10 protein-coding genes and 1 tRNA gene are annotated in these 12,340 nt (G+C 66.8%); 8 read left to right on the plus strand and 3 right to left on the minus strand.

The features are described 5' to 3' along the window. Positions 1-15: 15 nt before the first annotated feature. Positions 16-414: an RNA-binding S4 domain-containing protein gene (locus ABIE04_RS11440; protein WP_354550146.1), complete on the plus strand. Its 399-nt coding sequence runs from the start codon at positions 16-18 to the stop codon at positions 412-414. Between the two features lie 99 nt (positions 415-513). After that, positions 514-1,173 (plus strand): response regulator, encoded by a 660-nt coding sequence (locus ABIE04_RS11445; protein ID WP_354550148.1) that lies wholly within the window; start codon positions 514-516, stop codon positions 1,171-1,173. 9 nt (positions 1,174-1,182) lie between these two features. Here ABIE04_RS11445 and ABIE04_RS11450 read toward each other — a convergent pair whose 3' ends face one another. Together ABIE04_RS11450 and mutS are read right to left on the minus strand one after the other, a co-directional pair. Then, positions 1,183-2,625 (minus strand): catalase, encoded by a 1,443-nt coding sequence (locus ABIE04_RS11450; protein ID WP_354550150.1) that lies wholly within the window; start codon positions 2,623-2,625, stop codon positions 1,183-1,185. 191 nt (positions 2,626-2,816) lie between these two features. Then, the gene (mutS, locus tag ABIE04_RS11455; protein WP_354550152.1) at positions 2,817-5,393 is read right to left on the minus strand and encodes a DNA mismatch repair protein MutS; all 2,577 of its coding nucleotides are present in this window, start codon (positions 5,391-5,393) and stop codon (positions 2,817-2,819) included. A 90-nt stretch (positions 5,394-5,483) separates the two neighbouring features. On the opposite strand from mutS, the gene ABIE04_RS11460 reads away from it, so the two are divergent. The 6 genes from ABIE04_RS11460 to ABIE04_RS11485 all read left to right on the plus strand — a co-directional run bounded on the left by ABIE04_RS11460 (position 5,484) and on the right by ABIE04_RS11485 (position 11,106). Then, entirely contained in the window at positions 5,484-5,993 is a 510-nt protein-coding gene (locus ABIE04_RS11460) for a CinA family protein (protein WP_354550154.1), read from the plus strand. 150 nt (positions 5,994-6,143) lie between these two features. Beyond that, complete coding sequence (gene recA, locus ABIE04_RS11465; RefSeq protein ID WP_056384821.1) at positions 6,144-7,181, plus strand: recombinase RecA; 1,038 nt, start codon at positions 6,144-6,146, stop codon at positions 7,179-7,181. A 32-nt stretch (positions 7,182-7,213) separates the two neighbouring features. After that, on the plus strand, positions 7,214-7,750 hold the full coding sequence (locus ABIE04_RS11470; protein ID WP_436410381.1) for a regulatory protein RecX: 537 nt from the start codon (positions 7,214-7,216) through the stop codon (positions 7,748-7,750). 84 nt (positions 7,751-7,834) lie between these two features. Continuing rightward, positions 7,835-10,462 (plus strand): alanine--tRNA ligase, encoded by a 2,628-nt coding sequence (gene alaS / locus ABIE04_RS11475; RefSeq protein ID WP_354550159.1) that lies wholly within the window; start codon positions 7,835-7,837, stop codon positions 10,460-10,462. A 267-nt stretch (positions 10,463-10,729) separates the two neighbouring features. Continuing rightward, positions 10,730-10,936: a carbon storage regulator CsrA gene (csrA, locus tag ABIE04_RS11480; RefSeq protein ID WP_354550161.1), complete on the plus strand. Its 207-nt coding sequence runs from the start codon at positions 10,730-10,732 to the stop codon at positions 10,934-10,936. A gap of 77 nt (positions 10,937-11,013) precedes the next feature. Then, positions 11,014-11,106, plus strand: a tRNA-Ser gene (locus ABIE04_RS11485). A 368-nt stretch (positions 11,107-11,474) separates the two neighbouring features. On the opposite strand, the gene ABIE04_RS11490 is transcribed toward ABIE04_RS11485, so the two are convergent. Next, positions 11,475-12,308, minus strand: a complete 834-nt coding sequence (locus tag ABIE04_RS11490) for a class I SAM-dependent methyltransferase (protein WP_354550163.1) — start codon at positions 12,306-12,308, stop codon at positions 11,475-11,477. Positions 12,309-12,340: the final 32 nt, after the last annotated feature.

Genomic DNA, 12,340 nt, shown 5'->3' on the forward strand with positions numbered 1-12,340 from the left:
GCGATAATCCCCGCGATGAACAAGCCACACACCATCCCGATGACCGATACGCGTGCCGACGTATGGCTGTGGGCGGCGCGTTTCTTCAAGACGCGCAGCCTGGCCCGGCAGGCGATCGAAGGTGGTCGCATCGACGTCAATGACGCCGGCTGCAAACCGGCCAAGACACTGCACGTGGGCGACCGCCTGAAGATCAGCCGCGGCGAGGAGCGCCTGGAAGTCGAACTGCTGGTGCTGTCCGACAAACGCGGTCCGGCCAGCGTGGCGCAGACGTTGTACCGCGAGACCGACGCCAGCCGCGCCGCCCGCGAGGCGGCGCGCGAACAGCATCGGCTGGTCGGCGCGAACGCGCCGCTGAAGCGGCCGGACAAGCAGGCGCGGCGCGAATTGCGGCGGCTCAAGGATCAGCGCTGAGCAGTGCATCGCAGATTGCGGCCCGTATCTGCGGGAATATCCACGCAAATCCACGGGCTTGGCGTTACTGCGCCATCCCAACAAGGCCGGAGGGCTCGCATGGACGGACACGCACTGATGAATGGCCTTGGTTTCTTCAAGCGCCTGCTCGGCAGCCACGCGGCCGAGCCTCGCGATGAAGCGCATCTGCAGACGGCGTTGGGCGCGCGCATGCTGGTGGTCGACGATTCGCCCACGATCTGCGCCGTGCTCGGCAAGATGCTGCGCCAGGACGGCTACGCCGTGCTCAAGGCCACCGAGGGCAGGGATGCGATCGAACTGGCCCGCAGCGAGCAGCCGGCGCTGATCTTCCTGGACATCGTGATGCCGGGCATGAACGGGTTTGCGGTGTTGCGCGCGCTGCGCCACGACCCGCTGACCCGGGACATCCCGATCGTGATGATCAGCGGCAACCCGCAGGCAACCGAGCAGTTCTACGTGCAGCGCTTCGGTGCCGACGATTTCATGCAGAAGCCCTTTGGCCGCGACGAGGTGTATCTGCGCATCGGCCAACTGGTGCAGTCGGGGCGGCTCGCCGGCCGATTGCCGCCGGTGCAGGTCGAGCTGGCGCCGCCGGTGCTGTCGGCCGAGGAATTGTCCGCCGACGACCTGGCCGACATTCCCGATATCGCGATGCCCGATGCGGATGCCACGCCGCATCGGGCCGGCGCGACAGCGATGCCGCAAGCCACCTTGCAGGTGGTTCACGGCATCGGCTGACGGTTCGGGTCAGATCGCCAGCCCCAGCGCCTTGGCCACGCCTGCCGCATAGGCCGGGTCGGCCTTGGCGAAGTGGCCGAGCTGACGGCGGATGATTTCTTCCGGCACGCCCTGCATCGCCGCGGCGATGTTGTCGAACAACTGCTGCTTCTGCGCGTCGCCCATCAGGCGGAACAGGTCGCCGGGTTGCCGATAATCGTCGTTGCCGACGCGGTGGTCGTAACGGTCGGCGTCGCCGGAGATCCGCAGCGGCGGCTCCTTCACCGAGGGGTCCTCGACCGGGCCGCCGAACGAGTTCGGCTCGTAGTTCACGCTGCCGCCGCCGTTGTCGCCGTAGCGCATCGACCCGTCGCGCGCGTAGTTGTGCACCGGGCAGCGCGGCTGGTTCACCGGCAGCTGGTCGTGGTTGGCGCCGAGCCGGTAGCGCGCCGCGTCGGCGTAGGAGAACAGGCGGAACTGCAGCACCTTGTCCGGCGAGAAACCGATGCCGGGTACCACGTTCGCCGGCGAGAAGCTGGACTGCTCGACCTGGGCGAAGTAGTTGTCCGGGTTGTGGTTCAACTCCATCACGCCGACCTCGATCAGCGGGTAGTCCTTGTGCGGCCACACCTTGGTCAGGTCGAACGGGTTGTACCAGGTGTTCTCCGCGTCGGCCTCGGGCATCACTTGCACGTACAGCGTCCACTGCGGGAAATCCTTGCGCTCGATCGCCTCGTACAGGTCGCGCTGGTGCGATTCGCGATCGTTGCCGATCAGCGTCGCTGCCTCGGCATTGGTGAGGTTCTTGATGCCTTGCCGGGTCTTGAAGTGGAACTTCACCCAGTAGCGCTCGTCCTTGTCGTTCCAGAAACTGTAGGTGTGGCTGCCGAAGCCGTGCATGTGGCGCAGCGTGGCGGGGATGCCACGGTCGCTCATCAGCGTGGTGACCTGGTGCAGCGACTCGGGTGACAGCGACCAGTAGTCCCACATCGCGGTGGCGCTGCGCATGTTCGTGCGCGGGTCGCGCTTCTGCGTGTGGATGAAATCGGGGAACTTGTACGGGTCGCGGATGAAGAACACCGGCGTGTTGTTGCCGACCATGTCCCAGTTGCCTTCCTCCGTGTAGAACTTCAGCGCGAAGCCGCGCACGTCACGCTCGGCATCCGCCGCGCCGCGCTCGCCGGCCACGGTGGAGAACCGCGCCAGCATCGGCGTGACTGTGCCCGGCTTGAACACCTTGGCGCGGGTGTAATTCGTGATGTCGTGGGTGATCGTCAGCGTGCCGAACGCGGCCGAGGCCTTGGCGTGCACCACGCGCTCGGGGATGCGCTCGCGGTTGAAATGCGCGTGCTTCTCGAACAGCGCCACGTCCTGCACCAGCAGCGGGCCGCGCGGACCGGCGGTGAGGCTGTTCTGGTTGTCGGCCAAGGGGGCGCCGGCGTCGGTGGTCAGCGTCTTGCGGTTCTGTCTCATGGCGGGCTCCTGTGAGGCTTGGACATTCGGTCAAACTACGCAGGCGTGGCGATAAATGGAATTCGAAAGTCTGGATGTGTTCCATAGCCCCCGCCTATGGATGACACGACTGCTGCCGAGCCCCGTCAGGCCAGCATCGCCGATGAGGTGTTAGCGCAAGGTGGTGGCGGCAACGTCGGTTGCCGTCATGGTCAGCCCAGCTGTTTCAGGCGGTACAGCGCTTCCAGCGCCTCGCGCGGGGTCAGCGCATCCGGGTCGATCTGTTCCAGCGCGCGCTCGGCGGCGGAAGGTTGCGCCGGGGCGAACAGGCCCAGCTGTGGCGAGGACTCGGCGGCCGGCGCTGGCGTGCTGGCGTGCTGGTGCATGCCGCGTTCGAGTTCGGCCAGGGTGCGTCTCGCATCGGCGATCACCGATTTCGGCAGGCCGGCCAGCGCCGCCACCTGCAGGCCGAAGCTGCGGTTGGCGGGGCCTTCCTTCACCGCGTGCATGAAGACCAGCTGCTCGCCGTACTCCACGGCGTCCAGGTGCACGTTGGCGATCGCCGCGAACTCGTTGGCCAGTTCGGTCAGCTCGAAATAGTGGGTGGCGAACAAGGTGTAGGCACGGCTGTTGCGCGCCAGATGCACGGCGGCGGCGCGGGCCAGCGACAGGCCGTCGTAGGTGCTGGTGCCGCGGCCGACCTCGTCCATAAGAACCAGGCTGTCGGCCGTGGCGTTGTGCAGGATGTTGGCCGTCTCGCTCATCTCCACCATGAAGGTGGACTGGCCGCGCGAGAGGTCGTCGCCGGCGCCGATGCGGGTGAAGATGCGGTCGACCGGGCCGATCACGGCGCTCGCCGCCGGCACGTAGCTGCCGATGTGCGCGAGCAGCACGATCAGCGCGTTCTGGCGCATGTAGGTGGACTTGCCGCCCATGTTCGGGCCGGTGATCACCAGCATGCGGCGGGTGTCGTCGAGCTTCAGGTCGTTCGGTTCGAACGGCTCGTCGCGAACTTTCTCGACCACCGGATGGCGGCCGCGCTCGATCGCGATGCCGGGTTCGTCGGTGAGCTGGGGTGCGCTCCAGTCCAGCGCTTCGGCCCGCTCGGCCAGGGTGGCCAGCACGTCCAGCTCGGCCATCGCGGCGGCGGCGGTTTTCAGCGGTTCGAGTTTCTCGGTGAGCGTGTCGAGCAGCGCCTCGTACAGCGCACGTTCGCGCATCAGCGAACGTTCCTTCGCCGACAGCACCTTGTCCTCGAATGTTTTCAGTTCCTCGGTGATGTAGCGCTCGGCGTTCTTCGTGGTCTGCCGGCGCGTGTAGTGCGTGGGCGCCTTGTCCGACTGCGCCTTGGTGATCTCGATGTAGTAGCCGTGCACGCGGTTGTAGCCGACCTTCAGCGTGGTGATGCCGCTGGCGGCCTTCTCGCGTTCCTCCAGCTCGACCAGGTACTGGTCGGCGTGGGTGGACAGGCGGCGCAGTTCGTCGAGTTCGGCGTCGTGGCCGTCGGCGATCACGCCGCCGTCGCGCTGCAGTACCGGCGGTTGCCTGACGATGGCGCGGGCGAGCAGGGCGGCGCTGTCGGCGTGGTCGCCAATGCGTTCGACCAGGGTGTGCAGCAGCGGACTGTCCAGATCCTTGATGCGCGTCCGCAATTCCGGCGCGGCCAGCAAGCCGTCGCGCAGGGTGGACAAATCGCGCGGGCGCGCCGAACGCAGCGCCACGCGGGCGAGGATGCGTTCCAGGTCGCCGATGCCGCGCAAGGTTTCGCGCAGCGGCTCGCAGCGGCGGCTGTCGATCAGCGTGCCGATCGCCTGGTGGCGCTGGCGCAGCAGATCTCGCGCGCGCAGCGGGCGGGTCAGCCAGCGGCGCAACAGGCGCGCGCCCATCGGTGTCACCGTCTCGTCGAGCACGCCGAGCAGGGTGTGTTCGGTGCGGCCGCTGGGGTGGGTATCCAGTTCCAGGTTGCGGCGCGTGGCCGCGTCCAGCGCGATCGTCTCGCTGGCGCTTTCCACCGCCATGCCGGTGAGGTGTGGCAGCGCGCTTTTCTGGGTTTCCTCGACGTAGCCGAGCAGGCAGCCGGCGGCGGCGACCGCCAGCGGCAGCTTGTCCACGCCGAAGCCGCCGAGGTCGCGGGTGCCAAAGAAGCGGTTCAGTTCGCGTTTTGCGGCATCGCCGTCGAAGTGCCACGGCGGCCGCTTGCGCAGGCCGGGCAGGGCGCTGACCAGTTTCGGCCAGGCCACGTCCTCGCCGACCAGGGTCTCGGCCGGCTGCAGCCGCGCCAGTTCGGCGGCCAGCGCTTCGGCGTTCGGTACTTCGCTGAGCAGGAAGCGGCCGCTGCTGAGGTCGACCCAGGCCAGTCCGTAGGCGCCATGCGCACCGGCGGCGATCGCCAGCAGCAGGTTGTCGCGGCGTTCCTCCAGCAGCGCCGCGTCGGTCACCGTGCCGGGGGTGACGATGCGCACCACCTTGCGTTCGACGATGCCCTTGGCCAGCGCCGGGTCGCCCATCTGTTCGCAGATGGCCACCGATTCGCCGAGCCGCACCAGCCGCGCCAGGTAGTTTTCCACCGCGTGATACGGCACGCCGGCCATCGGAATCGGCGCGCCGCCCGACTGCCCGCGCTGGGTCAGGGTGATGTCGAGCAGTCGCGCCGCCTTGCGCGCGTCGTCGTAGAACAGCTCGTAGAAATCGCCCATGCGGAAGAACAGCAGCACGTCCGGGTGCTCGGCCTTGGCCGACAGGTACTGGCGCATGAACGGGGTGTGCTTGGTGAGATCGTCTTGGTTCATGCAATGCAAGTCTTGGCGTGGTCGCGCGGAACAGGTAGAACGGTGCCCCTGCGCGTGGCGCAAAGTTTCGTTCAAGTCCGGGAGTCTCGCATGGAGTTGTCGTCTGTTCCTACCGATGCCGAGTTGCTGGCACTGGCCGGCGAGGTGGCCGGCGAGGTGCAACGCTGCCGGCTGATGCTGGTGACGGCCGAGTCCTGCAGCGGCGGCTGGATCGCCAAGACGCTGACCGACCTGCCGGGCAGTTCGGCCTGGTTCGATGCCGGCGTGGTGACCTACAGCTACGAGGCGAAGGAGGCGCTGCTCGGGGTCAACCCGCGCACGCTGGAGCACACCGGCGCGGTCAGCGAGGAAACCGTGCTGGAGATGGTGTCCGGCGCGCTGGCGCGCTTTGGTGCCGGCGTGGCGGTGGCGGTGACCGGCATCGCCGGGCCATCGGGCGGCACCCCGGACAAACCGGTCGGCACGGTCTGGATCGGCTGGAAGCGCCGCGGCGGCTACGGCCATGCGCAGCTGTTCCACTTTCCGGGCGACCGCGAGGCGGTGCGGCGGCAGACCGTGGCGGCGGCGCTCATCGGTTTGCGTAGAACGCTGACGGAATGACGCGCCATCTGCCGCCAGACCGGCTTGACCGGTGTGGGATACTGGCCGCGTCAGTGCCGATCATCCGTGATCGCGCCAGCTTGATCGCAGCCGGTGAGATTCGATCCGGGCATCATGCAACCCATTCACAGCCCAACCGGAATACAGACGATGGATGACAACAAGCGCAAGGCGCTCACCTCCGCCCTCGGCCAGATCGAAAAGCAGTTCGGCAAGGGCGCGATCATGCGCATGGGCGATCGTGTGAACGAGGCGATCGAGACGGTCTCGACCGGTTCGCTGGGCCTGGATATCGCGCTCGGCGTCGGCGGCCTGCCGCGTGGCCGCGTGGTCGAGATCTACGGGCCGGAGTCGTCCGGCAAGACCACCATGACCTTGCAGGCGATCGCCAGCTGCCAGCGCGCCGGCGGCACCGCTGCGTTCATCGACGCTGAGCATGCGCTCGATCCGACCTACGCCGAAAAGCTCGGCGTCAAGGTCGACGACCTGCTGGTGTCGCAGCCGGACACCGGCGAGCAGGCGCTGGAAATCGCCGACATGCTCGTGCGTTCGGGCGCGGTGGACATGGTCGTGGTCGATTCGGTGGCCGCGCTGACCCCGAAGGCGGAAATCGAGGGCGAGATGGGCGACTCCCACGTCGGCCTGCACGCCCGCCTGATGAGCCAGGCGCTGCGCAAGCTCACCGCCAACATCAAGAAGTCCGGCACCCTGGTGATCTTCATCAACCAGATCCGCATGAAGATCGGCGTGATGTTCGGCAGCCCCGAGACCACCACCGGCGGCAACGCGTTGAAGTTCTACGCCTCGGTGCGCCTGGACATCCGTCGCATCGGCGCGGTGAAGAAGGGCGACGAGATCATCGGTTCGGAAACCCGCGTCAAGGTGGTCAAGAACAAGGTGGCGCCGCCGTTCCGCCAGTGCGAGTTCGAGATCCTGTACGGCGAGGGCACCTCGCGCGAGGGCGAGATCATCGAACTGGGCGTGGCGCAGAACCTGATCGACAAGTCCGGCGCCTGGTACAGCTACAACGGCGACCGCATCGGCCAGGGCAAGGAGAACGTGCGCCAGTTCCTGCGCGACAACCCGGCGATCGCCAACGAGATCGACAAGCAGCTGCGCGAGCGCCTGCTGGTGCCGGTCGGCAAGCCGGCACCCGCCGCGCCGGAAGAGGCGCTCGAGGAAGTCTGAGCGGTGACCGTTGGCGTTCCCCGGCGGAAGACATGGCCCGGCTCGTCCGGGCCATGTCCGTTTGCGTGGCCATGAAGCGCCCGCCCGGCAAGGACGATCCGGCCAGGCCGAAGCGCAGCGCGTACGACAAGGCGCTGGGCTTGCTGGCGCGCCGCGAGCATTCGCGCAAGGAGCTGAAGACCAAGCTGCGCCAGGGCGGTTACGAGGGCGATGAAGCTGCCGCCGCGCTGGACCGGCTCGGCGAACAGCATTACCAGGACGACGACCGCTTCGCCGAGGTGCTGCTGCGCAGCCGGATCGCCCAGGGTTACGGTCCGCAGCGCCTGCGCGTGGAGCTGAAAAGCCACGGCTTGGCCGATGCGCGCATCCGCGAACTGCTGGACGAGGCCGAGGTCGACTGGGAGGCTTCGGCCGCCGCCCAGTTGCGCCGCCGCTATGGCGGTGCAGGCACGGCGGATCCCGCCGAGCGTGCCCGGCGGGCGCAATTCCTCTTGCGCCGCGGCTTTGCCGCCGCCACAGTACGAAGTGTTACCCACGCCGATGTGGACGAAGCCGACGATATTTCCTGAAATCCATCATCCAACGATGACGGGTTGACGGGTCGGGCGGCCTGGCCGCGGCGTGGCCTTTATCGTCTGCCACCTTTGATCCGCATGAAAACCTCCGAAATCCGCTCCGCCTTCCTCGACTACTTCCGCTCCAAGGGCCACACCATCGTGCCGTCCAGCTCGCTGGTGCCGGCCAGCGACCCGACCCTGCTGTTCACCAACTCGGGCATGGTGCAGTTCAAGAACGTGTTCCTGGGCAGCGAGAAGCTGTCCTACGTGCGCGCAGCCGACGTGCAGCGCTGCCTGCGCGCCGGCGGCAAGCACAACGACCTGGACGCCGTGGGCTATACCGCGCGCCATCACACGTTTTTCGAGATGCTGGGCAACTGGTCGTTCGGCGACTACTTCAAGCGCGACGCGATCGCCTACGCGTGGGAGCTGCTGACCGAAGTCTTCAAACTGCCGGCGGACAAGCTGTGGGTCACCGTCTATCACACAGACGACGAGGCCTTCGACATCTGGAACAAGCAGGTCGGCGTGCCGGCCGAACGCATCGTGCGCATCGGCGACAACAAGGGCGCGCCGTATGCTTCCGACAATTTCTGGCAGATGGCCGACACCGGCCCGTGCGGTCCGTGCACCGAGATCTTCTACGACCACGGCGCCGAGATCGCCGGCGGCCCGCCTGGTTCGCCAGACGAGGACGGCGACCGCTACATCGAGATCTGGAACCTGGTGTTCATGCAGTTCGACCGTGCGCCCGACGGCACGCTGAGCCCGTTGCCGGCGCCGTGCGTGGACACCGGCATGGGCTTGGAGCGCCTCGCCGCGGTGCTGCAGCACGTGCATTCGAACTACGAGATCGACCTGTTCGCGCACCTGATCCGCGTTGCCGGCGAGCTGACCGGCATGAAGGACCTGGGCAACAAGTCGCTGCGCGTGATCGCCGACCACATCCGCGCCTGTTCCTTCCTGATCGTCGACGGTGTGCTGCCGTCCAACGAGGGGCGCGGCTACGTGTTGCGTCGGATCATCCGCCGCGCCTTGCGGCACGGCTGGATGCTCGGTGTGCGCGGCGACTTCTTCTGGAAGATGGTGCAGCCGCTGGTCGAGGAAATGGGCGAAGCCTATCCCGAGTTGCCGGCGAAGCAGGCGTTCGTCGAGGACGCGTTGCGTACCGAAGAACATCGTTTCGGCGAGACGCTGGAGCACGGCATGCGCCTGTTCGACGAGGTGGCGGCGAAGTCGGGCGCGACCATCCCCGGCGCCGACGCCTTCCGCCTGTACGACACCTACGGCTTCCCGGTCGATCTCACCGCCGACATCGCGCGTGAGCGCGGCCTGGAAGTGGACATGACCGGCTTCGAGCAGGCCATGAACGAACAGCGCGAACGCGCCCGCGCCGCCGGCCGCTTCGAAGCCAAGGGGCAGATGCCGGCCGAACTGGCCAGCCAGCTCAAGCCCACCATTTTTCTCGGTTACGAGGCGCTGCAGAGTGAAGGCTGCAAGGTGCTAGGCATCGTGCGCGGCGGCAAGCAGGTTGAGCAGCTGGGCGAAGGTGAGGACGGCCTGCTGATCCTCGACCGCACGCCGTTCTATGCCGAATCCGGCGGCCAGGTCGGCGACACCGGTACGTTGTCCGGCGCGGCCGGCCGCTTCGAGGTCGGCGATACGTTGAAGATGGGCGGCGTGTTCTTCGGTCATGCCGGCCGCTGGCATGGCGGACAGCCGCTGCGTACCGGCGACGTGGTCGAGGCCCGGGTGGATGCGTCGCGGCGCCAGGCGATCGTGCTCAACCATTCCGCCACCCACCTGTTGCATGCAGCGCTGCGCAAGGTGCTGGGCGACCATGTCACGCAAAAGGGCTCGCTGGTGGCGCCGGAACGGCTGCGTTTCGACTTTTCGCACTTCAAGCCGATGAGCCATGACGAGCTGGCCCGGGTCGAGGCGCTGGTGAACGCCGAGGTGCGCCGCAACGCGGCCGCCGAGGTGCACAACATGGGCTACGACCAGGCGATCGAGTTCGGCGCGATGGCCCTGTTCGGCGAGAAATATGGCGACGAAGTGCGCGTGCTGAAGATGGGCGACTTCTCCACCGAGTTGTGCGGCGGCACCCATGTCGGGCGCACCGGCGACATCGGCTTGTTCAAGGTCGTCAGCGAAGCCGGCGTGGCTTCCGGGGTGCGCCGCATCGAGGCAGTCACCGGTGCCGGCGCGCTGGCCTGGGTGGCCGACGAGGAGCGTCGCCTGGCCGAGTTCTCGCAGCTGCTTTCCAGCAGCGGCGACGAGGCCGTGGAAAAGCTGCGCCAGCTGTTCGACCGCCAGAAGAAGCTCGAGCGCGAACTGGAATCGCTGCGCAGCAAGGCGGCGGGTTCCGCCACGGCCGATCTAGCCGGTTCCGCCCAGGATGTCGATGGCATCAAGGTGGTCGCCGCGCGTCTGGAAGGGCTCGACGCGAAGTCACTGCGCGACAGCGTGGACCAACTCAAACAGCAACTGGGCGACTGCGTGATCCTGCTGGCCGGTGCGGCCGATGGCCGTGTCTCGCTGATCGCCGGGGTGCACGGCAAGGCGCTGGGCCGGATCAAGGCCGGCGGCGTGGTGGCGCACGTCGCCGCGCAGATCGACGGCAAGGGCGGTGGGCGCCCGGACATGGCCCAGGGCGGTGGAACCGATGCGCCGGATTTGCCGGCGATCCTGTCGGCCCTGCCCGAGTGGATCGCGGCCCAGTAGCTCGTTCGGAGCATGAACGGCGGGCTATTTGGCAGGATTCGGACGCGTTGCGCTTACGAATAAGGCTCAAGTACTATCGACCAGGTGTCGATGCTACCGGAAACGGTTGTATCGCCAGTCAGGACGCTCAGGAGTGTTTTGGCTGTGAGCCGGGAAGGCGGTAGGGCCTTCGGCGGATCAATCGTCGAACTGTGGAAGGACGGTGCTCAGGGGTGAGGCTCCGTCGATTCGCAGGCCTGTGACCAACAGCATTATGGAGTAGCAATCATGTTGATTCTGACCCGCAGGGTCGGTGAAACCCTGATGATCGGCGACGAGGTGACCGTTACCGTTCTTGGCGTGAAAGGCAATCAGGTGCGCATCGGTATCAATGCGCCGAAAACCGTGGCCGTCCATCGCGAAGAGATCTATCAGCGGATCAAGGGCGAGCACGACACCAGTGGCGCGCCCGCCGACGATTCCGCCGAACATTGATCGCGTGAATTAAGGCTTTACCTCGTCCTCGTCGGTCGGTATCCTTGCCGGCTCCGCAGCACTGCGAAGAAAACCCCGGAGAGATGCCCGAGTGGCCGAAGGGGCTCCCCTGCTAAGGGAGTATAGGGTCAAAAACCTTATCGAGGGTTCGAATCCCTCTCTCTCCGCCAGATACGCAAAGCGCCCCGCAAGGGGCGTTTTGCGTATCTGGCGGAGAGAGGTGGTGGACGAACCCTTACGGTTCGACAAAATTGTCCGGAACAATTTTGGACAGCCGCAGGCTGGCCCTGGAGCGCGCAGCGCGGAAGGGTGAGGCCCGAGGATGGGCCGAACAATCCCGCGCAGACTTCACGTTACCTCGCACCCCGTCGAAGCAGCGCTTTGCAAATCCGGTCGAGAGAGGTGGTGCGTGGGCCCTCGGTGGAAGCTGGGGCTTCTTCGCCGGTCAAATGGTGCTTTCGATCAGCGCCAATCGATCTGGTACATCGCCGATAAATCGTCCAGGTACGCGGCGATGCCGCCGCCTCATCACCACCAATCACCGCTCCCCAACCACCACCGTAAACGTCTGCACGAAGTGGAAATCCGGTCGACGCAGGGCGAACTGCGGATGCTGCGGGTCGCAAAGACGCGTGAGCTCGTCGTAGTCGTCGCTTGACAGGTACGGCTGCAGCCGTGCTCCCCAGGTGTTGCGGAAAATGGCCTCGGTCAGATAGGCCTCGTCCGCCGCTCCAAGAGGGGATACGCGTTCGATCACGAACGTTTGCGCGCTGACGTGGTGCAACTGCGCCTGGCGCAACACGCCGACCAGGGATCGGATCGCTGCCAGATCCCGCTCGCTGACGCCGTAACGGTCGCGGTAGTACTGGCGCACCGCCTCGTTGACCAGGCGCTCGAGCCTCGCGTCCCAGGCAAAATACATGTCGGGCAGCACCGAGCTTTGGCACAGCGCGATACGGCCGGAGGGACGCAGCAGGGAGGCCAGCTGCCGTGCTCCGGCGACCGGATCGTGCAGGTGGTTGATCGTGTTCATGCACCAGATCAGGTCGAGGCTCTCGCTGCGGAGCGGCGCCTTCAGCAGGTCCGCCTGCAGCACCAGCGCCGTCGCCGGGGCGCTCGCGCGGGCTGCTGCTGCGTGCGCCGTCGCCAGATCGATGCCGACGATGGCACCATCGGGCCCGACTTCATCGGAGAGCCAGCGCAGCACCTCTCCAGTACCGCATCCCGCATCGAGGACGCGCGCCCCGGGCTTCAGGTCCAGGCTGGCGATGACCCGGCGAAGTTCGGGTTCCGCGAACGCATTGAAAAGGTGCAGCTTGTGCGAGTAGTCGCGAGCCGCCGTGTCGCCGAGGAGGCCAGGCGACGCACTCATCCGGCCACCATGCCCCGGTGGTCCTGCACGAG

This window comes from Rhodanobacter soli (genome assembly GCF_040548735.1).
GTDB lineage: Bacteria > Pseudomonadota > Gammaproteobacteria > Xanthomonadales > Rhodanobacteraceae > Rhodanobacter > Rhodanobacter soli_A.